Annotated in this window: 22 protein-coding genes and 2 pseudogenes; 14 read left to right on the top strand and 10 right to left on the bottom strand. The window is 73.9% G+C overall.

Going from position 1 to position 24,632, the window contains the following annotated elements:
- Positions 1–229, bottom strand: a pseudogene (locus EFE23_RS29105) (hypothetical protein); the annotation flags it as partial.
- 300 nt (positions 230–529) lie between these two features.
- On the opposite strand from EFE23_RS29105, the gene uvrB reads away from it, so the two are divergent.
- The 4 genes from uvrB to EFE23_RS22515 all read left to right on the top strand — a co-directional run bounded on the left by uvrB (position 530) and on the right by EFE23_RS22515 (position 5,073).
- On the top strand, positions 530–2,638 hold the full coding sequence (gene uvrB, locus EFE23_RS22530; protein ID WP_123242928.1) for an excinuclease ABC subunit UvrB: 2,109 nt from the start codon (positions 530–532) through the stop codon (positions 2,636–2,638).
- Positions 2,639–2,662: 24 nt separating this feature from the next.
- Positions 2,663–3,502: a helix-turn-helix domain-containing protein gene (locus EFE23_RS29465; RefSeq protein ID WP_123242925.1), complete on the top strand. Its 840-nt coding sequence runs from the start codon at positions 2,663–2,665 to the stop codon at positions 3,500–3,502.
- Positions 3,503–3,525: 23 nt separating this feature from the next.
- Positions 3,526–3,894 (top strand): VOC family protein, encoded by a 369-nt coding sequence (locus EFE23_RS22520; protein ID WP_123242924.1) that lies wholly within the window; start codon positions 3,526–3,528, stop codon positions 3,892–3,894.
- A 264-nt stretch (positions 3,895–4,158) separates the two neighbouring features.
- Positions 4,159–5,073 (top strand): helix-turn-helix domain-containing protein, encoded by a 915-nt coding sequence (locus tag EFE23_RS22515; RefSeq protein ID WP_123242923.1) that lies wholly within the window; start codon positions 4,159–4,161, stop codon positions 5,071–5,073.
- A 93-nt stretch (positions 5,074–5,166) separates the two neighbouring features.
- Here EFE23_RS22515 and EFE23_RS22510 read toward each other — a convergent pair whose 3' ends face one another.
- Positions 5,167–5,460, bottom strand: a complete 294-nt coding sequence (locus tag EFE23_RS22510) for an antibiotic biosynthesis monooxygenase family protein (RefSeq protein ID WP_123242922.1) — start codon at positions 5,458–5,460, stop codon at positions 5,167–5,169.
- A gap of 405 nt (positions 5,461–5,865) precedes the next feature.
- Here EFE23_RS22510 and EFE23_RS22505 point away from each other — a divergent pair, with 405 nt between their 5' ends.
- Positions 5,866–6,864, top strand: coding sequence for a TerC family protein (locus EFE23_RS22505; protein WP_123242921.1), 999 nt, complete (start codon positions 5,866–5,868; stop codon positions 6,862–6,864).
- A gap of 60 nt (positions 6,865–6,924) precedes the next feature.
- On the opposite strand, the gene EFE23_RS22500 is transcribed toward EFE23_RS22505, so the two are convergent.
- Positions 6,925–7,857 carry a C40 family peptidase gene (locus EFE23_RS22500; RefSeq protein ID WP_204334312.1) on the bottom strand — a complete coding sequence of 311 codons (933 nt, stop codon included), beginning with the start codon at positions 7,855–7,857 and terminating at the stop codon, positions 6,925–6,927.
- A gap of 43 nt (positions 7,858–7,900) precedes the next feature.
- Positions 7,901–8,998: a mandelate racemase/muconate lactonizing enzyme family protein gene (locus EFE23_RS22495; protein WP_123242920.1), complete on the bottom strand. Its 1,098-nt coding sequence runs from the start codon at positions 8,996–8,998 to the stop codon at positions 7,901–7,903.
- Positions 8,999–9,042: 44 nt separating this feature from the next.
- On the opposite strand from EFE23_RS22495, the gene EFE23_RS22490 reads away from it, so the two are divergent.
- Positions 9,043–9,840, top strand: coding sequence for a tyrosine-protein phosphatase (locus EFE23_RS22490; protein ID WP_123242919.1), 798 nt, complete (start codon positions 9,043–9,045; stop codon positions 9,838–9,840).
- 24 nt (positions 9,841–9,864) lie between these two features.
- On the opposite strand, the gene EFE23_RS22485 is transcribed toward EFE23_RS22490, so the two are convergent.
- On the bottom strand, positions 9,865–10,728 hold the full coding sequence (locus tag EFE23_RS22485; protein ID WP_123242918.1) for a serine hydrolase: 864 nt from the start codon (positions 10,726–10,728) through the stop codon (positions 9,865–9,867).
- A 66-nt stretch (positions 10,729–10,794) separates the two neighbouring features.
- On the opposite strand from EFE23_RS22485, the gene EFE23_RS22480 reads away from it, so the two are divergent.
- Entirely contained in the window at positions 10,795–11,520 is a 726-nt protein-coding gene (locus EFE23_RS22480) for a class I SAM-dependent methyltransferase (protein WP_123242917.1), read from the top strand.
- A 60-nt stretch (positions 11,521–11,580) separates the two neighbouring features.
- On the opposite strand, the gene typA is transcribed toward EFE23_RS22480, so the two are convergent.
- Positions 11,581–13,449, bottom strand: coding sequence for a translational GTPase TypA (gene typA / locus EFE23_RS22475; protein WP_123242916.1), 1,869 nt, complete (start codon positions 13,447–13,449; stop codon positions 11,581–11,583).
- Between the two features lie 390 nt (positions 13,450–13,839).
- The gene (locus EFE23_RS22470) at positions 13,840–15,972 is read right to left on the bottom strand and encodes an MMPL family transporter (protein WP_123242915.1); all 2,133 of its coding nucleotides are present in this window, start codon (positions 15,970–15,972) and stop codon (positions 13,840–13,842) included.
- Between the two features lie 120 nt (positions 15,973–16,092).
- Here EFE23_RS22470 and EFE23_RS22465 point away from each other — a divergent pair, with 120 nt between their 5' ends.
- The 5 genes and pseudogenes from EFE23_RS22465 (at position 16,093) to EFE23_RS22445 (ending at position 21,259) form a co-directional block, all read left to right on the top strand.
- A complete protein-coding gene (locus EFE23_RS22465) occupies positions 16,093–16,632 on the top strand; it encodes a MarR family transcriptional regulator (protein ID WP_123242914.1) in 540 nt (179 codons plus the stop codon).
- A gap of 4 nt (positions 16,633–16,636) precedes the next feature.
- A pseudogene (locus EFE23_RS22460) lies at positions 16,637–18,291 on the top strand (CocE/NonD family hydrolase).
- Positions 18,292–18,453: 162 nt separating this feature from the next.
- Positions 18,454–19,323 (top strand): hypothetical protein, encoded by an 870-nt coding sequence (locus tag EFE23_RS22455; RefSeq protein WP_123242926.1) that lies wholly within the window; start codon positions 18,454–18,456, stop codon positions 19,321–19,323.
- 101 nt (positions 19,324–19,424) lie between these two features.
- The gene (locus EFE23_RS22450; RefSeq protein ID WP_123242913.1) at positions 19,425–19,994 is read left to right on the top strand and encodes an ArsR/SmtB family transcription factor; all 570 of its coding nucleotides are present in this window, start codon (positions 19,425–19,427) and stop codon (positions 19,992–19,994) included.
- On the top strand, positions 19,991–21,259 hold the full coding sequence (locus EFE23_RS22445) for an MFS transporter (protein WP_123242912.1): 1,269 nt from the start codon (positions 19,991–19,993) through the stop codon (positions 21,257–21,259). The genes EFE23_RS22450 and EFE23_RS22445 overlap by 4 nt, the downstream gene beginning before the upstream one ends.
- A gap of 51 nt (positions 21,260–21,310) precedes the next feature.
- Here EFE23_RS22445 and EFE23_RS22440 read toward each other — a convergent pair whose 3' ends face one another.
- Positions 21,311–21,514, bottom strand: a complete 204-nt coding sequence (locus EFE23_RS22440; protein WP_013287480.1) for a cold-shock protein — start codon at positions 21,512–21,514, stop codon at positions 21,311–21,313.
- 190 nt (positions 21,515–21,704) lie between these two features.
- Between EFE23_RS22440 and EFE23_RS22435 the strand changes: the two genes are divergently transcribed.
- Positions 21,705–22,379 (top strand): class I SAM-dependent methyltransferase, encoded by a 675-nt coding sequence (locus tag EFE23_RS22435; RefSeq protein WP_123242911.1) that lies wholly within the window; start codon positions 21,705–21,707, stop codon positions 22,377–22,379.
- Between the two features lie 143 nt (positions 22,380–22,522).
- Positions 22,523–23,146 (top strand): DedA family protein, encoded by a 624-nt coding sequence (locus EFE23_RS22430; protein ID WP_123242910.1) that lies wholly within the window; start codon positions 22,523–22,525, stop codon positions 23,144–23,146.
- Positions 23,147–23,185: 39 nt separating this feature from the next.
- Here EFE23_RS22430 and EFE23_RS22425 read toward each other — a convergent pair whose 3' ends face one another.
- Positions 23,186–23,839 carry an MBL fold metallo-hydrolase gene (locus EFE23_RS22425; protein WP_123242909.1) on the bottom strand — a complete coding sequence of 218 codons (654 nt, stop codon included), beginning with the start codon at positions 23,837–23,839 and terminating at the stop codon, positions 23,186–23,188.
- 8 nt (positions 23,840–23,847) lie between these two features.
- A complete protein-coding gene (locus EFE23_RS22420; protein ID WP_123242908.1) occupies positions 23,848–24,564 on the bottom strand; it encodes a maleylpyruvate isomerase family mycothiol-dependent enzyme in 717 nt (238 codons plus the stop codon).
- Positions 24,565–24,632 lie beyond the last annotated feature (68 nt).

Genomic DNA, 24,632 nt, shown 5'->3' with positions numbered 1-24,632 from the left:
CGGGTAGGCGGCGGAGCAGCCCGGCCAGGCGGTCGGGTAGGCGGCGGAGCAGGCCGGCGGCACGGTCGGGTAGGCGGCGGAGCAGGCCGGCGGGGCGGTGGCCGGCGCTCCGGTTCCGCCGGGCGGCGGTCGGCGCGGCGGGCTGGTCAGGCGGCGCGGCGGGCTGGTCGGGCGGGGGCGGAGTGGCGTCGCGTGCCGGGCGGTGCCGGCGTCCGGGGGAGGTCTCCACGAGTGGAGAACGCCGGGGCCGGCATCCGGTGACGAGCAGGGGCGCTCGCGGCGGCCGGTCTGCGCCTCCAGCGCGACCACCCGGGGTGCGCACGCCGGTCGTCCCGGGTGCTGCGACCCCCGGTGCCGAGGGCGGCCCGGCCCCCAGGGGGGCGGCCGCCGGCCCGGTCGGCCGCCGCGAGCGGCCTACGGTACGAGGGTAGCGGGGTGAGATGTGGCCCACAATGGGAATATCGAAGCCGATCACGGACCCTCCGTGGTCGACCCGGAACTGTCGGACGGTCGGCGTACCGTTGGGGTCATGGCGCTTGACATTCCCCGGCTCGACGGCCGCTTCCAGGTCGTCAGCGAGTTCCAGCCGGCCGGCGACCAGCCTGCGGCCATCGACGAGCTGGAGCGGCGCGTGCGGCACGGCGACCGCAACACGGTGCTGCTCGGCGCGACCGGCACCGGCAAGAGCGCCACCACGGCGTGGCTGGTCGAGCGGCTGCAACGCCCCACCCTCGTGCTCGCGCCGAACAAGACCCTCGCCGCGCAGCTGGCCAAGGAGTTCAGTGAGCTGCTCCCGCACAACGCGGTGGAGTACTTCGTCTCCTACTACGACTACTACCAGCCCGAGGCGTACATCCCGCAGACCGACACCTACATCGAGAAGGACTCCTCGATCAACGAGGAGGTCGAGCGGCTGCGGCACTCGGCGACCATGTCCCTGCTCACCCGGCGGGACGTGATCGTGGTGGCGACCGTGTCGGCGATCTACGGCCTGGGCACCCCGGAGGAATACCTGGACCGTGCGGTGCGGGTCGCGGTCGGGCAGGAGTTGGACCGCGACCAGCTGCTGCGGCGGCTGGTCGACATCCAGTACACCCGCAACGACATGGCGTTCCAGCGGGGCACCTTCCGGGTCCGCGGCGACACCCTGGAGATCATCCCGGCGTACGAGGAGCTGGCGGTCCGGATCGAGCTGTTCGGTGACGAGATCGAGAAGCTCTACTACCTCAACCCGCTGACCGGGGACGTGGTCCGCGAGGTCGACCAGCTGATGATCTTCCCGGCCACGCACTACGCGGCCGGCCCGGAGCGGATGGAGCGGGCGATCCGCGACATCGAGACCGAGCTGGGGGAGCGGCTGGCCGAGCTGGAGCGGCAGGGCAAGCTGCTGGAGGCGCAGCGGCTGCGGATGCGCACCACGTACGACATCGAGATGATGCGCCAGGTCGGGTTCTGCTCCGGCATCGAGAACTACTCGATGCACATCGACGGCCGGCTGCCCGGCAGCCCGCCGCACTGCCTGCTCGACTACTTCCCCGACGACTTCCTCACCGTCGTCGACGAGTCGCACGTGACCATCCCGCAGATCGGCGGCATGTACGAGGGCGACGCGTCCCGCAAGCGGATGCTGATCGACCACGGCTTCCGGCTGCCCAGCGCGGCCGACAACCGGCCGCTGCGCTTCGACGAGTTCCTGGAGCGGGTCGGCCAGATGGTCTTCCTCTCCGCCACCCCGGGCCCGTGGGAGCTGGAGCAGGCCCAGGGCGAGTTCGTCGAGCAGGTGATCCGCCCGACCGGTCTGGTCGACCCGGAGGTCATCGTGAAGCCCACCAAGGGCCAGATCGACGACCTGATGCACGAGATCAAGCTGCGCACCGAGCGGGACGAGCGGGTGCTGGTCACCACGCTGACCAAGAAGATGGCCGAGGACCTCTCCGACTACCTGCTGGAGAACGGCATCCGGGTGCGCTACCTGCACTCCGAGGTCGACACGCTGCGCCGGGTGGAGTTGCTGCGCGAGCTGCGCAAGGGCGACTACGACGTGCTGGTCGGCATCAACCTGCTCCGCGAGGGCCTCGACCTGCCCGAGGTCTCCCTGGTGGCGATCCTGGACGCCGACAAGGAGGGCTTCCTACGCAGCGGTCGGTCGCTGATCCAGACCATCGGCCGGGCGGCCCGTAACGTCTCCGGCCAGGTCCACATGTACGCCGACAAGATCACCCCGTCGATGGCGGACGCGATCGACGAGACCAACCGGCGGCGGGCCAAGCAGATCGCGCACAACGAGGCGCACGGGATCAGCCCCGAGCCGCTGCGCAAGAAGATCCACGACATCCTCGACGACATCTACCGCGAGGCCGAGGACACCGAGAACAACACCCGGGTCGGCGGGGCCGTGCGGCAGCTCTCCCGGGGCAAGGCGCCGGTCAAGGAGACCCGCAGCCGTTCCCGGGGCGGCGCCGCCCCGTCCCGCGAGGGGATGGCCCGGGCCGACCTGGCCAACCTCATCCAGGAGCTCAACGACCAGATGCTCGCCGCCGCGCGGGAGTTGCAGTTCGAGCTGGCGGCGCGGATCCGGGACGAGGTCGCCGACCTCAAGAAGGAGCTGCGCGGGATGGACGCCGCCGGCGTGAAGTGACGCGACGGGCGAGCGGGAGGCGGCATGATGATCGAGGCGGTCGTCGCCCGGCCCGCTCCCCTGCTGCGCCCGTACGTGGACCGTTATCTCGGCTACCGCGAGCACGCCGCCCGCCCCCTGATCCGGCACGAGGTGGCCGGTGCCTTCGTGGTGCTGATCCTCGGCTGGGGCGCCCCGCTGGACGTGACCGACCCGCGGGCCACCACCCGGGGCGCGTCCGGGGTGAACGCGTTCGTGGCCGGCCCGTTCGACGCGTACTGCACGACCCGGACGGTGGGCGAGGGCGTCGGCGTGCAGTTGCTGCTGACCCCGCCGGCCGCCCGCCTGCTGCTCGGGCTGCCGCTGGGTGAACTCGCCAACCGGGCCGTACCGGTCGACCACCTCGACCGCTGGCTGGCCCGGCTCCGCGACGACCTGGCCGCGGTGCCCGACTGGCCGGGCCGGTTCGCCCGCCTGGACGTCGCCCTCGCCGATCGGCTGGCCGTCGCCGGGCCGGTGGACCGGCGGCTGCTGCGGGCGTGGCGGCTGCTCTCCGGCAGCGGCGGGGCCGTCGAAGTCGGCGCCGTGGCCGACGAGGTGGGCTGGAGCCGGCGGCACCTGGCGACGGTGTTCCGGCGGGAGTTCGGCCTGCCACCGAAGACCGTCGGCCGGCTGGTGCGCTTCCAGCGCGCGTACGCCACGCTCGGCCAGGGGGTGGCCGGCGCGCCCCCGGCGGACCGGCCCGGCGCGCTGGGCTGGGCGGAGTTGGCCGTCCACTGCGGCTACTACGACCAGTCCCACCTGATCCGCGAGTTCCGGGAGTTCGCCGGCCGGACCCCGGGGATGGTGGGCCGCCCGGGGTCACATCCGTCCAATCCCGGCTGACCGGCCGCCCCCAGACTGGGGGCATGCGAAGCATCTACCCGGTCCTGCGGTACCCCGACGCGCGTGCCGCCATCGACTTCCTCCGGTCGGCGTTCGATCTCACCCTGCATGAGCTGCACGAGGGTCCGGACGGCACGGTGCGGCACGCCCAGCTCGGCTACGGCGACGACCTCGTCATGCTGGGCACCGGACCAGCTCCGGCGGTGCGGCCGGCCGACGACGACTACCGCGTCTACGTGGCGGTCGACGACATCGACACGCACCACGCGCGCGCTCGGGCGGCCGGCGCCGAGATCGTCCGGCCGCCCTTCGACACCGACTACGGCTCCCGCGACTACGTGGCCCGCGACCCGGCCGGCCTGGTCTGGTCGTTCGGCACGTACCGGCCGTGAGCCGCCGGCTCCGCCCTGTCCCGCCTCCGGCCGGCCGTGTCGCGCGCCGGCGTGCCGCGGACACCCGTGGCACTCGCTGAACCCGGTATGTCTGAGCGACATGTTCATGTCTCTCAGACATGCCGGTCCTCGGTGTGGTGCCGTCTCGCGGCGGCGCGGGACACCCCGGCGGGGGCCGGACCGCCGCGGCCCCCTGATCGCAGTGAGCAATCAAGGTATTGCCCAGCGTGACTGTCGTGCGTACTCTCCCTGCGGGAGGCTCGCATGCCGTTGTCAGCAAGTCCTGTCGTCCGGCGGGTGCGGCTCGGCGCGGAGCTGCGTCGGCTGCGTCACCGGGAGTCGCTCACCCTCGAGCAGGTCTGTGCCCGGCTCGGCTGGGCGTCCACGTCCAAGCTGTCCCGCATCGAGCTGGGCCAGAGTCGCCCCGACCTGGCCGACGTGCTCGACCTGCTCGACGTCTACGAGGTGCCGCCCGAGCAGCGGACCGAGCTGATCGTCATCGCCCGGGACGCGGCCACCGGTCGGGGCTGGTCCAAGGCGCTGGGTGAGATGGGTGAGCGGCAGCGGGCGTACGCGGAGCTGGAGGCGGGTGCCGCGCGCATCGTGGAGTACCAGCCCGTCGTCGTGCCCGGGCTGCTCCAGACCCCGGCGTACGCGCGGCTGCGGGTGACCGCCGGGGCGCTGCTCTGTGACGACGTGGACGTGGAGACCGATGTCCGCGCCCGCGCCCTGCGCCAGGAGGTGCTGCACCGGCCCGACCCGCCGCAGTACACCGCGCTGCTCGACGAGCGGGTCTGCGATCCCGGGGGCACCCCGGCCGACGTCTGGCGGGACCAGGTGCGACATCTGCTCGCCCTGGCCGAGCGCCCGCACGTCACGCTCCGGCTGCTGTCCCGTGACGCCGCGCCGCACGGCGGGGTGCACCCCCTGGCCGCCTTCGCCTATTACGCCCACCCGGATCCGGCGGATCCGCGCACGGTGCTGGTGGAGACCCTCACCGCCGACCTGCGCCTGGTCGCCGAGGCCGACATCGCCCGCTACGAGCGGCTGATCGACTGGCTGTCGGCGGCGGCGCTGTCGGCGGAGGAGACCGTCGAGTTGCTCGGCCGGCGGCTCGGCCCGGCGCTGGTGCCCCGGCCTCGCACGCCCCGCGACGCCGAGGTCCCGGAGCCGAGCTGAGTCGGCGCGCGGCCGCCGGGCCCGGCGCCCCCGATGTCCGTCGGGACCGGCGGCCGGCGCGTCGGGGTCACGTTAGGCCAGGGGTACGACAGCTCACGCCGGCACGTCGACGAAGTGCTCGACCACCGGCGGGCCGGCGAAGAACGGGCCGATCAGCGCCCGCCACCGCGGGAAGCGGTCGCTCTGCCGGAAGTTGACGTCGTGCGCCTCCACCGAGTCCCACTCCACCAGCAGCACGAACCGGGACGGCGACTCCACGCCCCGGGTCATCCGCACCGACCGGCAGCCCTCCGTCCCGGCGAGGATCGGGCGGGCCTGCGCGTACGCGGCGGCGAAGTCGTCCTCGTGCCCGGGAGTCACATCGATCAGCGCAACCTCAAGAACCATGCCCGAAGCCTCGCACGCCTCCCGCCGGCCCCGGCGACCCGGGGCTGCTCCATCCCACGCTCGACCAGCAGTTCACCTAGCCTCCTAGGATGCGCTAGGCGTTGGGGGTCCGGCACGTCGGAACGTGATTCCCTCAGCAAACTGGACCCCCGGAGATGCGGTGACCGGGCCCGATGGTGAACAATGGCGGCCGAGGAGGGGAGTATTCCCCCGCGACGGAGTCGTCAGCACGGAAGAGCCCCGGCCCCCCGGGTGGCACGACCCGGCTCCGTCGGTCAGTGGTCCGGATTCTCGGGCCGGTGGCGGAAGAGACCTCCGACAGTCACCAGAGTCAGCGTCGACGCACCCCGGCCCCTCACCCGGCGTACGGTGTGCCCGACGCTGTGTGTCTGCCGGAGGATGGATTTGAACGTGTCCGGATACGTGTGGGCCGGGACTCTCGTCGCGCTGACGGCGATCCTGCTCGCCGACCTTTTCATCATCGGTCGCCGCCCGCACGAACCCAGTGTCCGCGAGTCGAGCCTCTGGGTCGGCTTCTACGTCGGGCTGGCGCTGCTCTTCGGCGTGGGGCTCTGGCTCACCGCCGGGCCCAGCGTGGCCGGCCAGTTCTACACCGGGTGGCTCACCGAGTACAGCCTCTCGGTGGACAACCTGTTCGTCTTCGTGATCATCATGGCCCGGTTCGCGGTGCCCCGGAAGTACCAGCAGAAGGTCCTGCTCATCGGCATCCTGCTGGCGCTGGTCATGCGGGGTGGCTTCATCGCCGCCGGCGCCGCGTTGATCTCCCAGTTCTCCTGGGTGTTCTACATCTTCGGCGCGTTCCTGATCTACACGGCGGTCAACCTGGCCCGGCAGGGCGAGCCGGACGAGGACGAGTTCAGCGAGAACGTGCTGATCCGGTGGAGCCGCAAGGCGCTGCCGCTGTCCCGCGACTTCGACGGGGCGCGGATGACGACGCACGAGAACGGGCGGCGGCTCTTCACCCCGATGCTCATCGTGATGATCGCGATCGGCACCACCGATCTGATCTTCGCCCTCGACTCGATCCCGGCGATCTTCGGCATCACCCAGGAGCCGTACCTGGTCTTCACCGCGAACGTCTTCGCGCTGATGGGCCTCCGCCAGCTCTACTTCCTGCTCGGCGGGCTGCTGGACCGGCTGATCTATCTGAGCTACGGCCTGGCCGTGGTGCTCGGCTTCATCGGGGTCAAGCTGGTCCTCGAAGCCCTCGCCGACAACAACCTGCCGTTCGTCAACGGCGGCGAGCACGTGGCCTGGGCCCCGCACATCCCCATCTGGCTCTCGCTGCTCATCATCCTCGGCACCCTGGCGGTGGCCACCGCGGCCAGCCTGGTCAAGTCCTCCCGGGACCGGCGCCGGGAGTTGGCCGGCGCCCGGCGCTGACCGCACGACGGGCGAAGGGGGCCCGCCCGGCCACGGGAGCGCCCCCTTCGCGCGTACGGGTCAGCCGACGCGGTGCGCGCCGACGAGGGTGGCCAGCCGGTCCTCGGGGAGTTGCTCCTCCACCACCCGGCGCTGCCGGTAGCAGGCGTGCAGCATCCGCCTCCGGTCGCCGTGCGGCTCGGCGCTGACGATGCCGACATGGTGGATCCGCCGCCCGGGGCGGGCGAAGAAGTAGAGGTCGCCGGGGCGTTCGGCGTCCAGCGCCAGCGGCGTGGTCGCCTCGGCCTGGTCGTCGGCGTCCCGGGGCAGGGTCACCCCGTACCGCCGCCAGCCCAGCTGCACCAGGCCGGAGCAGTCGATGCCGTGCGTGGAGAGGCCGCCCCAGACGTAGATCAGGTCGCGCAGCCGCTCCGCGACCGCGAGCACCTCCTTGGCCTCCGGCCGTTCGGTGGGCAGCGGGACCAGATCGCCCTCGGGGGCCCAGAGCGGCTCGCCCCAGCCGGGTACGTGGACCGGCCGCCAGCCTTCCGTCGGCCGTCCGGCCGAGGCGAAACGGGTGCCGAGCACGGCCCCGCGCAGCGCCACCGGGCCGTCCGGAGCGGTCCGCAGCGTGGTGTGCAGGGCGTCGACGACCAGCGGGGCGGCCGACGACCCGGGTTCCGGTGCGGCGGTGAGCTGGACGGCGGGCAGCCAGCCGGGGTAGCCCCGGGCGTCGAGCTTGGCGGCGGGCTGTTCGAGGGCGACGACGTGCGCCCACCCGTCCGCGCGCAGCTCGGTGACGAGCACCCGTTCACCGAGCAGCAGCTGGCTGAGCACGCAGTCGCCGACCTGCTGGTCGCGGTCCAGGCCGCCGATCCAGGCGGCGACGTCGGCGGTGTCGGTCAGGGCGGGGTGGTCGACCGGGCGGACCGCCTCGGGAGCGGTCCAGAGGGTCGCCACCGGGACCCGGACGACGGCCTCGCGGCCGGGTTGCAGTTCCACGTCCACCCCCATCTCGGGCACTCTCCGCCGACCCTATGAAAAATTCCAACCATGCTCAACCGGCAGGCTGAATGTTTGCTTCACTCACGTCCGTGATGCCGAGGCCGGGGGCGTCGGCGAGCACGACGGTCGCGCCGTCGTACCGGATGCCACCGGTGACCGGCGACCGGGCCAGCCACCAGGCGGCGTCGAGGTCGGGGACGGCGGTGGTGCCGTACGCGGCGACCAGGCTGGCGGCGGCACCCACGCCGACCGGGCCCTCCATCATGGAGCCGACGATGGTGCCCATGCCGTGCGCGGCGGCCAGGTCGAGCAGCGCCCGGGCGGGCCGCAGGCCGCCGCACTTGGCCAGCTTGACGTTGACCATGTCGGCGGCCCGGCGGCGGATCACCTCGACCAGGTCGCGCAGGTCGAAGACCGCCTCGTCGGCGAGGACCGGCAGGTCCACCCGGTCGCTGACCCAGGCCAGCCCGTCCAGGTCCCGGCGGTGGACCGGCTGCTCGACCAGTTCGACGTCGAGCCCGGCGTCCTCGATGCCGCGGATCACCCGGACCGCCTCGCGCGGCGTCCAGCCCTGGTTGGCGTCCAGCCGGATGCGCACGTCCGGGCCGACCGCGGCGCGGACCGCGCGGACCCGGTCTAGGTCGCCCCGGGCGTCGGTGCCGACCTTGAGCTTCAGCACGGTAAAGCCCTCCGCCCGGCGCTGCCGCGCCGCCGCGGCCAGGTCCACCGCGTCGCCGGCCGCGAGGGTGACGTCCGTCGGGACGCGCAGCGCGGTGCCGCCGAGCAGCCGCACCAGGGGTACGCCGAGCCGCCGCGCGGCCAGGTCGTGCAGGGCGACGTCGACCGCCCCCTTGGCCGACTCGTTGCCGGCCACCGCCCGGCTCACCTCGGCGCAGCGGGCGTTCAGGTCGTCGGCGTCGCGGCCCACCAGCCGGGCCGCGAGCAGCTCCCGGACGCACGCCTCGGCGCCGGCGGTCGACGCCCCGGTCACCTGCCAGACCTGCGGCGCCTCGCCGAATCCGGACCGCCCGTCGCTGTCGACCACCTCGACGACCAGGGTGTCCACCGTGGTGGTGCGGCGCAGCGCGGTGACGAACGGGGTGTGTAAGGGGGCGGAGAGCCGGTGGGTGCGTACCGCGGCGATCGTCATGTCCGGCACCCTATATCCAGGTTGCCGGCGACAGGGGAGGGCCGATGGTGGGACGGGACTGGGAGCTGGTGGGTGCGCCGAACGCCCGCGACCTGGGCGGGCTGCCCGCCGCGCACGGGCGGCGGGTCCGCGCCGGGCGGCTGATCCGCACCGCCGCGCTGGGCCGGCTGACCGACGACGACCTGCCGGTGCTGGGCAAGCTCGCCCCGGCCTGCGTGGTGGATCTGCGGCACTCCACCGAGCAGGAGGTGGCCCCGCCGGACCGGCTGCCCGGCGAGCCGCGGGTGGTGCACCTGCCGGTGTACGACCCGGCCCACCCGGTGTTCACGTACGTCTCGGCGGTGCTGCTCGGCCACGACCTGGGCGCGTACGCGGAGTTGGCCCGGGAGGGCATGCCGGCGGCGATGTGCGCGATCTACCGGTGGTTCGTCACCGGGGACTCGGCGCGGGCCGGGTTCGGGGCGGCGGTCCGGCTGGCCGCCGAGGCGGGGAACCTTCCGCTGCTGTTCCACTGCTCGGCCGGGAAGGACCGCACCGGCTGGCTGTCGGTGGTGCTGCTGACCGCGCTGGGCGTGGACGAGGCGTCGATCCGGGCGGACTACCTGCGGCACAACGAGTTGACCGAGAGCCTGCGGGAGGTGCTGCTCGCCGCGATGACCCGCCGGCGGCCGGACCTGGACCCGGCGGCCGCGCGGCCGTTGCTGGAGGTGCGGCCGGAATACCTGGACGCCGCGTACGACGAGGTGCGGCGGGTGCACGGGTCGTTCGGGGCGTACCTGCGGGACGGGCTGGGGGTGACCGACGCGACGGTCGCCGCGCTGCGGACGAACCTGCTGGACTGATGCGCCGCCGGCCGGCGGCGAGGGTCAGCCGGCCAGGTCGTGCCGGGCCGCCCAGACCCGGGCCGAGATGTCGGCGATGAGCCGGCAGGCGTCGTCGTCCTCCTCGCCGCTCGGGCCGCCGTCGGCCAGGTCGGTGGTGGTGCAGGCGACGATGACGTACGGCGGGGCGTCGGTGGGGAAGACCACCCCGGCGCCGTGCCGGACCCCGTGCACCCAGCCGTTCTTGTGCGCGATCCGGGTGCCCTCGGGCAGGCCGGCGGCGAGGTCCTCCCGGTGTTCCTGGGCGAACAGCACGTCCAACATGGCCGCGCAGGCGGCCGGGGAGGCGAGCGGGCCGGGCCGCTGCGCGCCCAGCGCCAGCCCGCCGAGCAGGGCGGCCAGGTCGGCCGCGGTGACCAGGTTGGTGATGCCCGCCTCGCGGGCGGCGAAGTCCTCGATGCCCCGGCCGGTGACGCTGTGCCGGGCGCCCGCCAGGGCCCACACCTCGGCCACCGCCGGCAGCCCGACCTGCCCGATGCAGATGTTGGTGGCCAGGTTGCTGGACCGGACGATCATCCGCTCCGCGAGCCACCGCGGCGACGCGCTGCCGCCGACCCGCTCCCACACCGCGTCGTCGTTGTCGTAGTCCCTGGCGCAGGCGAACGTGGGCGCACCGGGCAGCGCGGAGTCGAACGCGTTGCGTACCGGGATCGGCGCGTCCAGGTCCAGCCGGCCGGCCTCGGCGGCGCGGTGCAGGGCCACCAGCACGCCGACCTTCATGGTGCTCGCGGCGTAGTGGGTGGCGTCGGGCAGCCGGGTCCACGTCGGCCCCGCGCCGGGCCGCCCCACGTACGCGGAGACGGTGCCGGACACCGTGTCGAGGTGCGCGTCGAGATCCTCCCAGGTCATGCCGGTGACCGTAGCGGATGCCGGGCGGGGCTGCGGTCCGGCGGGTGGCCGGTCTAGCGTGCGCAGATGACGACCGCCGCGTACGACGCCATCGCCGACTGGTACGAGGATTACGTCACGACCAGGGCCGCCGGTTACAACGACCGCGTGCGGGCGCTGCTGGGGCGGTTGCTGGGCGGCGGCCCGGGTCGGTGCCTCGACCTGTGCTGCGGCACCGGGGCGCACGCCGCCGAGCTGCGCCGGCTCGGCTGGGACCCGGTCGGGGCGGACCTCTCCGCCGGCCAGTTGCGCCACGCGCGGAGCCGGCTGCCGGTGATGCGCGCCGACGCGGGCGCGCTGCCGCTGCGGGACGCCGCGGTGCCGGCCGTGGTCTGCGTACTCGCCCACACCGACATGCCGGACTACCCGGCGGCGGTCGCCGAGGCGGCCCGGGTGCTCGCCCCGGGCGGCCGGCTGGTCCACCTGGGGGTGCACCCCTGCTACGTCGGCGCGTTCGCGGACCGCTCCGACCCGGGCCGGATCGTGGTCGACGGTGGGTACGCCGAGCGGGAGCGCAGCTTCCGCTTCTGGAACTCCACCGGGGTCCGCGCCCGGGTGGGCGCCTGGCACGTGCCCCTGGCCGACCTGCTGAACGCGGTCACCGCCGCCGGCCTGACCCTGACCCAGGTGGTGGAGTCCGGCCCCGGCCCCCTCCCCGACATCCTCGCCCTCACCGCCACCAAGCCCCCCGCCCCCGGCCCTCGCGTCGATCATGGAGTTGGCGGTGAAGTCGATCTCCTCAACAACCGCTAACTCCATGATCGACGCTGCGGGCCGGTGAGTGGGGGAGGGGGGAAGGGGGGTGGGGGTGGGTCAGCCGGCGTGCTTGCGGCGGGCGGCCATCCGGCCCCGCTGGGTCTGGTCGAGGACCACCTTGCGGATGCGGACCGCGGCCGGGGTCACCTCGACGCACTCGTCCTCGCGGCAGAACTCGAGGGCCTGCTCCAGCGACAGCTTGCGCGGCGGGATCAGCTTCTCGGTCTCGTCCGCGGTCGACGAACGCATGTTGGTGAGCTTCTTCTCCTTGGTGATGTTGACGTCCATGTCGTCGGAGCGGGAGTTCTCCCCGACGATCATGCCCTCGTACACCTCGGTGCCCGGCTCCACGAAGAGCTGGCCGCGCTCCTGGAGGTTGGTCATCGCGAACGCGGTGACGCTGCCCGCCCGGTCGGCGACCAGCGAGCCGTTGTTGCGGGTACGCAGCTCGCCGAACCACGGCTCGTACGACTCGAAGACGTGGTGCAGGATGCCGGTGCCCCGGGTCTCGGTGAGGAACTCGGTGCGGAAGCCGATCAGGCCGCGCGCCGGCACCAGCCACTCCATCCGGATCCAGCCGGTGCCGTGGTTGACCAGCTGCTCCATCCGGCCCTTGCGGGTGGCGAGGAGCTGGGTGATCGCGCCCAGGTACTCCTCCGGGGCGTCGATGGTCAGCCGCTCGACCGGCTCGCAGGTCTTGCCGTCGATCTCCTTGGTGACGACCTGCGGCTTGCCGACGGTCAGCTCGTAGGACTCGCGGCGCATCTGCTCGACCAGGATGGCCAGCGCCAGCTCACCGCGGCCCTGCACCTCCCAGGCGTCCGGGCGCTCGGTCGGCAGCACCCGCAGCGAGACGTTGCCGATCAGCTCCTTGTCGAGCCGGTCCTTGACCATGCGGGCGGTGACCTTGGCGCCCTTGACCCGGCCGACCAACGGCGAGGTGTTGGTGCCGATGGTCATCGAGATGGCCGGCTCGTCGACGGTGATCAGCGGCAGCGGGACCGGGTTCTCCGCGTCGGCGAGAGTCTCGCCGATCATGATCTCCGGGATGCCGGCGACGGCGATGATGTCGCCGGGGCCGGCGCTGTCGGCGGGCTTGCGCTCCAGGCCCTCGGTCATCAGCAGCTCGGAGATGCGGACCCGCTGGGTGCTGCCGTCGGTGCGGCACCAGGCCACGGTCTGGCCCTTGCTGATGGTGCCCTGCCGGACCCGGCACAGCGCCAGCCGGCCGAGGAACGGCGAGGCGTCGAGGTTGGTGACGTGCGCCTGCAGCGGCGCCTCCTCCTCGTACGCCGGGGCCGGGATGGTGTCCAGCAGGGTGCGGAACAGCGGCTCCAGGTTGTGGCTGTCGTCGGGCACCGCGCCGTCGGCCGGCTGGGTCAGCGAGGCGATGCCGTCGCGGGCGCAGGCGTAGACGATCGGGAAGTCGATCTGCTCCTCGTCGGCGTCCAGGTCGAGGAAGAGCTCATAGGTGTCGTCCACGACCTCCTTGATCCGGGCGTCCGGGCGGTCCACCTTGTTGATCACCAGGATGATCGGCAGCCGGGCGCGCAGCGCCTTGCGGAGCACGAACCGGGTCTGCGGCAGCGGGCCCTCGCTGGCGTCGACCAGCAGCACCACGCCGTCGACCATGGTCAGGCCGCGCTCGACCTCGCCGCCGAAGTCGGCGTGGCCGGGGGTGTCGATGATGTTGATGGTGACCGGGTCGGACCCGTCCGCCGGCAGGTACCGCACGCCGGTGTTCTTGGCCAGGATGGTGATGCCCTTTTCCCGCTCGAGGTCCATCGAGTCCATGACCCGCTCGGTGTCCTCACCACGGGCGCCGTAGGCGCCGGCCTGCCGCAACATGGCGTCGACCAGGGTCGTCTTGCCGTGGTCGACGTGGGCGATGATGGCGACGTTGCGGAGGTCGGTGCGTAGCTGCATACCCTCCATACTCCTGTCTGCGGTTGCCGGGACACGGGCCGGGGTCACCCCCGGGCGCACCCGGATCTCTGCCGTAACTGCGGTGCCGACCGGTCCGGCGGCTGGCACGCCGGCCCCCGAGGCGGGGAAGCGGATGCCGACCGGCCGGGGCTGGCGCGGGGCCGGCCGTCCCGCCGGCGTGACCTGGTCGCCGCGACGGTCGCCCCGGTGGGACGGCGGTGATCTCCGGTCGGCCGGTGCCGGGAGGGACGACCCCTGCTGCTGGTCGGCTTCCTAGCGTACGCGGGGGCGCCCGCCCGGCCCCGACCCGAGCGGCGAAGTCGGCCGGCCGCGTGACAGGGGACACACCGCAGCCCCGGCGGTGGGCCGCCGGGGCCGCGGATGTCCGGTTCAGTCCCCGGCGCCGACCGGCTCGGCCGGGACCGCCGCGGCGCCCGGGTCCTCCGGTACGCGCCGGACCCGGCTGGGCCACCAGAACCGGTCCCCGAGCAGGAAGGCCAGCGCGGGCACGAGCACCGTCCGGACCAGCAGGGTGTCCAGCAGCACCCCGACGCAGACGATGATCCCGATCTGGGTGAGCGTGATCAGCGGGAGCACGCCGAGCACCGCGAAGACCGCCGCGAGCAGCACCCCGGCGCTGGTGATCACCCCGCCGGTGACCCGCAGCGCGGAGAGCATGCCGTCCCGGGTGCCCGTGCGGCGGGCGTCCTCCCGGGCCCGGGTGACCAGGAAGATGTTGTAGTCCACGCCCAGGGCCACCAGGAACACGAAGGCGAGTAGCAGCACCCCGCTGTCCAGCGCCGGGAAGCCCAGCACGTGGTCGAAGAGCAGCCACGCCGCGCCCAGGCTGGCGAAGAACGACGCGATGACGGTGAGCACCAGCAGGACCGGGGCGACCAGGCCGCGCAGCAGCAGCACCAGCACGGCCCCGACGAGCAGCAGGATGACGGGCAGGATCAGCCGCAGGTCCCGGGTGTTCGCCCGTTCGGCGTCGTACGCGGCGGCGACCGTGCCGCCGACCACCGCGCCCCGTGGTGCCTCGGCCCCGGCGACCGCGGGCGGCGCGGAGCCGGGAACCCTGACGACGGCGTCCCGCAGCGCGGCGACGGCCCGGTCGGAGGCGGCGGTGCCCGGCTCGGCCTCGAGCACCACGTCGACCTGGGCGATCCGGTCGCCGGCCGGGCCGGGCCGGGCGCTGGCCACCCCGTCGACCGCGCCGGCGGCGGCGAGCACGGCCGGGGCGGCGCGGGGGTTGGTGAGCACCGCCACCGGCTGGGTGGTCCCGGCCGGGAAGGCGCGGGCCAGGGTCTCCGCGCCGGCCACCGCCTCCGGCTTGGCCCGGAACTGCTCGGTCTCGGAGAGACCGGTGCGGATCCCGAGACCACCCAGGGCGAGGCCGGCCAGCAGCAGCGTGGCCAGCGCCGCGACCGGCGCCGGGCGGCGGATCACCGCGGCGCCCAGCCGGCCCCAGAGCCGGCCCTCGCGCGCCGGGCTGCCGAGCCGGGGTACGAACGGCCAGAACAGCCCTCGGCCGAAGAGCACCAGGGCGGCGGGGAGCACGAAGAGCGCGGAGAGCATGGCGAACAGCACGCCGGTGGCGCAGGCCACCGCGAGTGCCCGGTTGGTCTCCTGCTCGGACAGCAGCAGGGTGAGCACGCCGAGCACCACGGTGGACCCGCTGGCCAGGATCGGTTCGGCGGTCCGGCGCAGGGCCGCCCGCATCGCGGTGAACCGGTTCTCCTCGCGGCGCAGTTCCTCGCGGTAGCGGGCGATCAGCAGCAGGGCGTAGTCGGTGGCCGCGCCGAAGACGAGGACGCTGGCGATGCCGGTGACCTGGCCGTCCTGCAGGTGGATGCCGAGCGCCGGGACGACGGTGTCCACGGCGCGCAGGGTGATCTGCTCGGTCGCGGCGACCACCAGCAGTGGCACGAGCCACAGGAACGGGCTGCGGTAGGTGACCAGGAGCAGCAGCGCCACCACCGCGGCGGTGACCGCGAGCAGGGTGACGTCGGCGCCCTCGAAGACCTTGGTGAGGTCGGCGGTGAAGGCGGGCGCGCCGGTCACCTGCACGGTCAGCGCGTCGGGCAGGTCGCCCAGCGCGGCTCGGAGGCCGGCGACCTCGTCGACCACGGCCTGCTGGCCGCCGGCGGTGGACAGCGGTACGGCGACCAGGGCGACCGTGCCGTCGGGGGAGAACTGGGCCGGGGCGACCCGGCCGCCGGCCGCGAGCCGGCTCAGCGGGCCGGAGGCGTCGGCCAGGGCGGTCCGGTCGGCCTCGCTCAGCGGCGTCTTGTCGGCACGGCTGACCACGACCACGGCGGGCTGGACGCCGCTGGACGGCAGCTGGTTCTGGAGGCGCTCGACCTGGGTGGACTGCCACTCCACGGAGAGGCCGGTGGCGGAGACGGGGTCGGGGTTGGCGGGCCGGGGCAGCCCGAAGACGACCGCGCCGACGACGAGTGCGGCGGCCACGGTGAGCCAGGCGGCCAGCCGGCCCCGGGCGACGCGGGTGAACAGTGACATGGGAAGGCCCATCATTCTCGCTAGCCGAGTATCTTGATAAGCGAGATTATCGGCGGAGGCTCTATGCTGCAACCGGACAGCTCGGACAGGGGGCATCGGCGAGACGTGGCAGCGCACGGCATGTACCGGCGGCGGGACGACCGGCGCGGGCGGATGATCGCGGACATCACCAACGATCTGCGGCGCTACTCGGTGGATGCGCAGCACATCGGGCACGCGTTCGCCGGCCTGCACGGGCTCAACGCCACCGACCTGCACGCGCTGATCGCCGTGATGGACGCCGAGTTGGTCGGTGACCCGATCACCCCCGGCCGGCTGGGGGAGCGCCTCAACCTCTCCTCCGGCTCGGTGACGGCGCTGATCGACCGGCTGGAACGCGCCGGCCACATCCGCCGCGACCGGGACACCGCCGACCGGCGCAAGGTCTTCCTGCACTACGCCGACCGGGGTGCCGAGCTGGCCCGCAGCTTCTTCGCCCCGCTCGGCCGGCGCACCGACGACGTGATGGCCCGGTACACCGACGACGAACTCGAGGTCGTGCACCGGTTCATGACCGACATGGTGGCCTCGATGCGCGAGCACCGGGACGCCGTCCGGGCGGCCCGCGGCGAGCCCGCCAGACGCCCGGCGGCGGACCCGGGCAGCCCTGCCGCGGGCTGAACCGGTGGACCGGCTCGTCACCCGGCTCGCCGGCGCGGCGCTGCGGCTGCCCGCCGCCCGTACCCGGCGGGTCGCGGTGACCCGGGACATCGCGGTCCGGGCCCGCGACGGCATCTGCTGCGTACCGACCACTACGCCCCGGACCTGCCGGGCGCGCCGGCCGTGCTGGTCCGCACCCCGTACGGGCGGGGCGGGCCGATGCGGCTGCTCGGGCGGCTGCTCGCCGAGCGTGGTTTCCACCTGGTGATCCAGTCCTGCCGCGGCACGTACGGCTCCGGCGGCGAGTTCGCCCCGCTCGTGCACGAGCGCGACGACGGCCTGGACACCCTGGACTGGCTGCGCCGGCAACCCTGGTGGACCGGCGCGTTCGGGATGTTCGGCGCGAGCTACCAGGGGTTCGTGCAGTGGGCGGTGGCCGCCGAGGCGGCCGACGAGCTGCGCGCCATGGTCGCGGTGGTGACCGCCTCGGCCACCCGCGACTCGACGTACGCGGGGGAGTCGTTCGCCCTCGACACCGTGCTCACCTGGGCCGAGCTGCTCCAGGCCCAGACCGTCCCGTGGCTGGCCCGGCAGTGGGAGCTCAAGCGCGGGCAGCCGAGGCTGACCCGGGCGCTGGCGCACCTGCCGCTCGCCGAGGCCGACCGGATCGCCACCGGGGTGACCGTGCCGTTCTTCCAGGAGTGGCTGCGGCACCACACACCGGACGCCGACTACTGGCGGCTACGGTGCTTCGACGACCGGATCACCGAGGTCCGCGCCCCGGTGGCGATGGTCAGCGGATGGCAGGACATCTTCCTCCCCGCCCAGCTCGAGGACTACGCCCGGCTCCGCGCGGCCGGCGCCCGGCCCCGGCTCACGGTCGGCCCCTGGACCCACGGCAGCCCCGGACTGCTCGTGGCCGCCCTGCGCGAGGGTCTCGACTGGCTCGACGAGCACCTCGCCGGCCGTCCGGCGCCCCGCCGCGGCCCGGTCCGGGTGCACGTCGGTGGGGCGGGTGGTGGGTGGCGGGACCTGCCCGACTGGCCGCCGCCGGCCGTGCCGACCCGGTGGCACCTGCACGCCGGCCGCGGCCTCGACCCCGCCCAGCCGGCCGGCTCCCGGCCCGACCGGATCTGGTACGACCCGGCCGATCCGACGCCGTCGCTGGGCGGTCCGCTCCTGGTCGCGCAGCGGGCCGGGGCGGTGGACAACCGGCCGGTGGAGGCGCGGCCGGACGTGCTGACCTACACCAGCGCCCCGCTGGACGCGCCGTTGGAGGTGCTCGGTCCGGTGCACGCCGAGATCCACCTCCGCAGTGAACTGTCCTACCTGGATGTCTTCGTGCGACTCTGCGAGGTGGACCGCCGCGGCCGGTCGTGGAACGTCTGCGACGGCCTGGTCCGGGTGGCGCCCGGCCGGTTCAGCGCGGATCCGTCCGGGGTGGTCCGGGTACCGGTGACCCTCTGGCCCACGGCGCACCGCTTCGCGCCCGGTCACCGGCTGCGCGTCCAGGTCTCCGGTGGCGCCCACCCGCGCTACGCGCGCAACCCGGGCACCGGCGAACCGCTCGGCGCGGCGGTCACTCTGCGTGCGGGATGGCGCGAGGTTCTCCATGAGCCCGCGCATCCTTCGGCCATCGTGCTCCCGGTGGCACCGCCACCGTCCACAGCCACCCCATAGTTCCAGATAGTGTCTTTGACCTGGGCAAACCTTCGAGATCGTGGATATCCTCGGGGCAAGTGCCCGGCGCTGTGCATGACTCGGCCGAGCGCGTCCCCGCCTCGCATTCCCTCACGCGCGGTGACGGTCATGTCGGCCGTGGACCAGTCGAAGGGGGAACGCATGACGACCGCCCCGCAGAACCTGTTGGCCGTCCGGAACCTGTTGCTCACCTACCTCAACGTCGACAAGAACGCCGTCCGGCCCGCGGACCTCGAGCCGGCCGAGGTCGGCATCGTCGGTGACGCCAGCCACCGCGGTGGATACCACTGCGGCTCCGACCGGGTGGTGGCGAACGACTATTCCGTCGTCGAGTCCGCCCGGGACTCCGCGGGACTGACGCTCGACGCGTCCGCGCTGGACGTCGGCGAGTTCACGGTCACCGCCGGCGGCAAGAGCCACAACCTGCGCACCTTCTCGACGTGGTGCGTCGCGCAGTGCGTCGCCGGCGCCGCCGACACCCGGGACATCAGGGAGATCATCTACTCGCCGGACGGCACGACCGTGCGGCGCTGGGACCGGCTGGGCCGGCGCACCACCGGCGACTCCAGCCATCTCTTCCACACCCACTTCAGCTACTTCCGCGACTCGACCAAGGCGGGCCGGGACCAGACCCCGCTGTTCCGCCGCTACCTGACCGCCATCGGCCTGATCGAAGGAGACGACATGAGCGCCCAGTCGGAGAGCGAGATCCACCAGGTCTACGCCGGCATGTTCTACGGCGGATCGAGCATGGGCCGCCGCGTCGACCCGGACGGCACCGGCCCGCAGCCCAGCGCGAACAGCCTGGTCGCCAAGCTCGACTACCTCATGCTGCGGGTGGATCAGCTCAGCGCGCAGGTCACCACGCTGGCGGGCAGGGACTTCACCGACGAGCAGGCGATCGTCACCGGTGTGCTGGCCGGGCTGCCGCCGGAGAAGATCGCCCAGGCGATCCCCCCGCAGTTGGCCAAGGACGTCGCCGACGAACTCGCCCGGCGGATGGTCGCCTGAGCGGGATCGGGCCGGGACGGCGACCCGCTGACGCGCCGGCCGATCGGAGAGTTCCGCAATAGTTCTTGCGCAACTTCTCTTGCGGATGTCAGGCTGTCGGCATGACAGACCCCGAGGTCCGCCAAGTCACCGACTCCCGCGTCCTCGCGGCGCTCGCCCACCCACTGCGTCGCCGCCTGATGGACGTGCTCAAGGTCTACGGCCCGACCAGCGTCGGCCTGCTCGCCGAACGGACCGGCCAGGCCCCGGCCAACGTCAGCCATCACCTCAAGATGCTCGCCGCGGCCGACCTCGTGGTGGAGGCGCCCGAGCTGGCCCGGGACCGCCGGGAGCGGTGGTGGCGGCTGCGCGACCGGGGAGTGCGCTGGTCCAACACGGACTTCGACGCCGACCCGGCCGCCCGTGCGGTGGCCGACGCCGCCGGCTCGCTCAACCTGGACCGGCACACGGCCCTGGTCCGGGCCTGGCACGCCGCCGGCGACGACGCCCACGCGGCCTGGGGCGACGGGCCGTTCAGCACCGACAAGTGGCTGCACCTCACGCCGGACGAGCTGGCACACCTCGGGCGCGAGGTGATCGAGTTGTTCGACCGCTGGGCCGACCGCCCCGACGACGGGCAACGGCGCGAGCCCGTCTTCCTGCTCGCCCACGGCATCCCGGCCCAGCCGTGACCACCCTGGCCGGCGTCCCCGCGCCCGCCCGGTCGGGCGGGCTGCACCGGCACCGCGACTTCCGCCTGCTCTGGGCCGGACAGGCGGTCAGCGCGGTCGGCAGCAACGTGACCGCCGTGGCGCTGCCGCTGGTCGCGGTCGCCGTGCTCGACGCGAGCACCTTCCAGGTCGCCGTGCTCACCGCCGCCGCCTGGCTGCCCTGGCTGCTGGTCGGGCTGCCCGCCGGGGCCTGGGTGGACCGGGTCCGCCGCCGGCCGGTGATGATCGTCTGTGACCTGGTCTCGGCGGCGCTGTTCCTCAGCGTTCCGGCCGCCGCTCTGCTCGACCTGCTCACCGTCGGCCACCTGCTGGTGGTGGCGCTCGGCGCCGGCCTGGCCCGCGTCTTCTTCGAGACCGCCGACCAGGTCTACCTGCCGGTCCTGCTGCGGCCGGAGGAGGTGCCCGAGGGCAACGCGAAGCTGCACGCCACGCAGACCGCCAGCTATCTGGTCGGCCCCGGACTGGCCGGCCTGATCGCCCAGCTCGCCGGCGCGGTGACCGCAGTGCTGCTGGACGCCCTGAGCTTCCTCGTCTCCGCCCTGTGCCTCGGGCGCATCCGGGCCGTCGAGCCCCGACCCGGCCGATCCGACGACCCCACCTCGCTGCGCCGCGAGGTCCTCGACGGGCTGCGGTTCGTGGTCCGCGACCCGTACCTGCGGGTGCTGACCGTGTTCGGGGCGGCCAGCAACATCGGGCTCACCGGCTACCAGGCCGTCCTGGTGGTCTTCCTGGTCCGCTCGGCCGAGCTGCCGGCGGGCCTGGTCGGCGTGCTGATCGGACTGGCGAGTGTGGGCGGACTCGTCGGCGCCGCCCTGGCCACCCGACTCGCCCGGCGACTCGGCTCCGCCCGTGCGCTGCTGCTCGCCGCCCTGCTCACCGGGCCGCCCGCCCTGCTCATCCCGCTCGCCGGCCCCGGCCCGCGGGTGCTCTGGCTGGTGCTCGGCGGAGCCCTGGTCAGCCTCGGGGTCGCGGTGGGCAACGTGGTCAAGGGCAGCTTCCGGCAGACGTACACGCCGCACCGGCTGCTCGGCCGGGTGACGGTCAGCATGCAGTTGCTCAACTACGGCACCATCCCGCTGGCCGCGGTGGCGGCCGGGGCGCTCGGCGCCGCCTGGGGGCCAGCCGGGGCGATCCGGCTGATGACCGCCGGGCTGGCGCTGACGCCGCTGATCCTGCTGATCGGGCCGCTGCGGCGGCGGCGCGACCTGCCGGCGACGCCGGCATGACGATGCGCTGCGACGGCGGTCGGAGATCCGACCGCCGTCGCCGGCACGGAGCTACATCGGACGGACGTTGTCCGCCTGCGGGCCCTTCTGCCCCTGGGTCACCTCGAACTCGACCTTCTGGCCCTCGTTCAACTCGCGGTAGCCGCTGGACTGGATGGCCGAGTAGTGGACGAAAACGTCCGGACCTCCGCCGTCCTGCTCGATGAAGCCGAAGCCCTTTTCCGAGTTGAACCACTTGACCGTGCCGGTTGCCATGCGTCTCTCCCTGTTCAAAGCGGGTGAGCACCGGCCGCGGCCGGTGTTCGCCCTGTACTTTCCCGACAGTAACCGGCCGAACGGGGATCCGCTGCCGGAAGTGCCGGCGCGCCCCCGGAATACTCGCCGGGCGGGACGGCCGAGCGGGAAAACGCCGCGGCTCGGGTCCGCGCACGGCATGCTTGCCCCGATGAGCGAACAGACGGCGCTGGCCGACCTGGAACGGGAGATCGCCACGCCCGGCGGGGGCATGGACGGGCTCCGGCTGGTCGCCGCGCCGTTCGTGCCGGAGGTCCGGCTGCACCTGGCCGAGGACGCCATCCTCTGGTGGGCCCGGATGGAGGCGGCGGCCGGCCGGTCCCTGCCGCCGCCGTACTGGGCCTCGGTCTGGGCCGGTGGGCAGGCGCTCGCCCGCCACCTGCTGGACCACCCCGAACTGGCCGCCGGCCGGCGGGTGCTCGACCTGGCCAGCGGCTCCGGACTGGTGGCCATCGCCGCCGCGCTGGCCGGGGCCGAGCGGGTGACCGCCAACGACGTCGACCCGTACGCGGTCGCCGCCGTCACCGCCAACGCCCGGGCCAACCGGGTGGAGCTGGCCGTCACCGGCGGCGACCTGCTGGACGGCCCGGTCCACGCCGACCTGCTGCTGGCCGGGGACGTGCTCTACGACGCCGGCCTGGCCGCGCGGGTGCTGCCGTTCCTGCAACGGGCCGCCGACCGGGGCGTCGAGGTGCTGGTCGGCGACCCGGACCGGGGACACCTGCCGGCGGACCGGCTGGACCGGGTGGCGAGCTACCCCGTGCCCACCACCGAGCCCTCCGTCGACTCCCCGGTACGCCGGGTCCACGTGCTGCGCCCCCGCTGAGCGACCACCGCCGGCGCGGCGAGCCTGCCGCGGCCCGGCCTGGAGCGGCCCGCCGATCCGGGGTCACCCCTAGCCGTCATCAGGGTCGGATAGGGGATCGAGCCCGATGCGTCCTGCCGTCCGGCGGCCGTAGCGTACGGACCATGACGGATCTGCTGGCGCACGTCGGCGAGCTGCCCACCGCCTGCCTCATGGCGGCACTCGGCGTGGTCATGCTCGCCGACGCCGTACCCCTGCTCGGGGTGCTGGTGCCCGGCGACGCCGCGGTCCTCGCGGCGGTCGCCACCGGCCGGCCGGCGACCGGGGTCGCCGCCGTCGCGGCGGTGGTGGCCGGCTGCCTGGCCGGCTGGTCGCTGAGCTTCCTGGCCGGCCGGCGCTGGGGCACCGCGCTGCGGCAGAGCCGGCTGGGCGGCTGGATCGGCGAATCCCGGTGGGCCGCGGCCGAGGCGGTGCTGCGCCGCGGCGGCGGTCGGATGGTGTTCCTCGCGCCGTTCCTGCCGGTGCTCAACGCGCTGCTGCCGCTGGCCGCCGGCGGGCTGCGGATGTCGTACCGGAGGTTCGTCGCCGCGGCGGCGCTCGGGGCGACCCTCTGGGCCGGCCTCTACGTGCTCCTCGGCACCGCGGCCCGCGCGGTGACCGCCCTGCTGCCCGGGGCGCCCAGCCCGGCACTGGTCACCATGGCGGCCGGGCTGCTGCTGGCCGCCCCCGTGCTGGTCGGTGTGCGCCGCCGGCTGCGGGCGCTGGTCGCGCCGGCGCCCCCGGGCTGAGCTCCGGCCCGCCGGGCGCGCGCCCGGCGAGCCGGCAGGTCACCAGCCCCGGGCGCGCCACTGCGGCAACGCGGGACGCTCGGCCCCCAGGGTGCTGTCCTTGCCGTGCCCCGGATAGAACCAGGTCTCGTCGGGCAGCCGGTCGAAGAGCTTCCCCGCTACGTCGTCGATGAGCTGCGCGAACCGCTCCGGATCCTGGTGGGTGTTGCCCACTCCACCGGGGAAAAGCGAGTCGCCGGTGAACAGGTGCGGAATACCGGACGGGTCGCGGTAGAGCAGCGCGATCGAGCCCGGGGTGTGCCCCCTCAGGTGGATCACCTCCAGGGCGCAGTCGCCGACCCGGACGGTGTCGCCCTCGCGCAACGGCTCGGCCTCGATCGGCAGCCCCTCCGCGTCGTCGGCGTGCACCAGCGGGCGGGCGCCGGTCTTGGCGACCACCTCCTCCAGCGCCACCCAGTGGTCCATGTGCCGGTGGGTGGTGACCACCGCGGCCAGCCCGTCCTCGCCGATCAGGTCGAGCAGCCGGGGCGCCTCGTTCGCGGCATCGATCAGCACCTGCTCGCCGGTCTCCCGGCAACGCAGCAGGTAGGCGTTGTTGTCCATCGGTCCCACCGACACCTTGGTGATGGTGAGCCGGTCGAGCTCGCGGACGTCCGGCGCACCGCCGGGCGTGACGTCTCCGGTGTAGGTCATGGCGACTTCTATATCCATTCCGGTGGGGTCGGCAGGGGACCGTCGGGAGTGACCGTGAGCACCTCACCGGCACTGCGGCCGATCAGCCACGCGGCGAGTTCCGGCGCGGGGCCGGTGACCGTGGGCGCCCCCTCGGGGTCACCCACGACGAGTTCGTGCCGGACGCCGTCGAACCGCAGCACCATGGCCGGCGCGTCCGGGTTGTCGGCCAGCCTGGTGGCCACCTCGTGCAGCAGCCGCTGGGCGAACGCCTCAGGCCAGTCGGCCGGCCGGTAGCCCGCGTCGAGGTCCACGTGGTGCACCTCGATCTCCCGCAGCCGCCCCCAGACCAGCGTCGCCGCCGGCCACGGGCCACGGCGGGTCTGCACGGTGGCCGCCCAGGCCGCCACGGGCATCGCCTCGACCGCCGCCGCGAACCGCGCCGAGGTGCGGCGCAGGTCGTCGAGGAGGTCGGCGGGGGCCCGGTCGGCACCGGACTCGATGTCGGCGGCGCGGGCCTCCGGGCTGGCGTACATCGGGATCGGCTCGCCGGTGCGGGCGGCGGTGAGCAGGTTGACGAAGGCGTCGGCGTTACGGGCCAGGTGGGTCAGCACGTGCCCGCGGGTCCAGCGCGGCAGCAGCGACGGGCCGGCCACGTCCGTGGCGCCGAGGCCGGCCACGGTACGCAGGAGTCGGGCCGTGGCGTCCTCGACCTCGCCGGTCAGCAACAGCGGATCGCTGGTCACGGTGTCACCTCTGTTCGCGACTGCGGGGCTCGCAAACCCGGCTCACTCCTCGCGCTCACGGCACCGAC

The sequence above is a fragment of the Micromonospora solifontis genome, assembly GCF_003725545.1.
In the GTDB taxonomy this organism is placed as follows: Bacteria; Actinomycetota; Actinomycetes; order Mycobacteriales; family Micromonosporaceae; genus Micromonospora; species Micromonospora solifontis.
The sequence above is the reverse complement of the archived record's forward strand: the minus strand, read 5'-3'. Positions and strand labels throughout refer to the sequence as shown.

Excerpts from the sequence above, each read along its gene's own strand:
- EFE23_RS22450 (WP_123242913.1), top strand. The coding sequence starts at position 19,425 with ATGACAGACCCCGAGGTCCGCCAAGTCACCGACTCCCGCGTCCTCGCG.
- EFE23_RS22480 (WP_123242917.1), top strand. The coding sequence starts at position 10,795 with ATGACGACCGCCGCGTACGACGCCATCGCCGACTGGTACGAGGATTAC.
- EFE23_RS22495 (WP_123242920.1), bottom strand. The coding sequence starts at position 8,998 with ATGACGATCGCCGCGGTACGCACCCACCGGCTCTCCGCCCCCTTACAC.
- EFE23_RS22485 (WP_123242918.1), bottom strand. The coding sequence starts at position 10,728 with ATGACCTGGGAGGATCTCGACGCGCACCTCGACACGGTGTCCGGCACC.
- EFE23_RS22470 (WP_123242915.1), bottom strand. The coding sequence starts at position 15,972 with ATGTCACTGTTCACCCGCGTCGCCCGGGGCCGGCTGGCCGCCTGGCTC.
- EFE23_RS22510 (WP_123242922.1), bottom strand. The coding sequence starts at position 5,460 with ATGGTTCTTGAGGTTGCGCTGATCGATGTGACTCCCGGGCACGAGGAC.
- EFE23_RS22440 (WP_013287480.1), bottom strand. The coding sequence starts at position 21,514 with ATGGCAACCGGCACGGTCAAGTGGTTCAACTCGGAAAAGGGCTTCGGC.
- EFE23_RS22435 (WP_123242911.1), top strand. The coding sequence starts at position 21,705 with ATGAGCGAACAGACGGCGCTGGCCGACCTGGAACGGGAGATCGCCACG.
- EFE23_RS22520 (WP_123242924.1), top strand. The coding sequence starts at position 3,526 with ATGCGAAGCATCTACCCGGTCCTGCGGTACCCCGACGCGCGTGCCGCC.
- EFE23_RS22455 (WP_123242926.1), top strand. The coding sequence starts at position 18,454 with ATGACGACCGCCCCGCAGAACCTGTTGGCCGTCCGGAACCTGTTGCTC.
- EFE23_RS29465 (WP_123242925.1), top strand. The coding sequence starts at position 2,663 with ATGATGATCGAGGCGGTCGTCGCCCGGCCCGCTCCCCTGCTGCGCCCG.
- uvrB (WP_123242928.1), top strand. The coding sequence starts at position 530 with ATGGCGCTTGACATTCCCCGGCTCGACGGCCGCTTCCAGGTCGTCAGC.
- typA (WP_123242916.1), bottom strand. The coding sequence starts at position 13,449 with ATGCAGCTACGCACCGACCTCCGCAACGTCGCCATCATCGCCCACGTC.
- EFE23_RS22465 (WP_123242914.1), top strand. The coding sequence starts at position 16,093 with ATGTACCGGCGGCGGGACGACCGGCGCGGGCGGATGATCGCGGACATC.
- EFE23_RS22490 (WP_123242919.1), top strand. The coding sequence starts at position 9,043 with ATGGTGGGACGGGACTGGGAGCTGGTGGGTGCGCCGAACGCCCGCGAC.
- EFE23_RS22425 (WP_123242909.1), bottom strand. The coding sequence starts at position 23,839 with ATGACCTACACCGGAGACGTCACGCCCGGCGGTGCGCCGGACGTCCGC.
- EFE23_RS22515 (WP_123242923.1), top strand. The coding sequence starts at position 4,159 with ATGCCGTTGTCAGCAAGTCCTGTCGTCCGGCGGGTGCGGCTCGGCGCG.
- EFE23_RS22430 (WP_123242910.1), top strand. The coding sequence starts at position 22,523 with ATGACGGATCTGCTGGCGCACGTCGGCGAGCTGCCCACCGCCTGCCTC.
- EFE23_RS22500 (WP_204334312.1), bottom strand. The coding sequence starts at position 7,857 with ATGGGGGTGGACGTGGAACTGCAACCCGGCCGCGAGGCCGTCGTCCGG.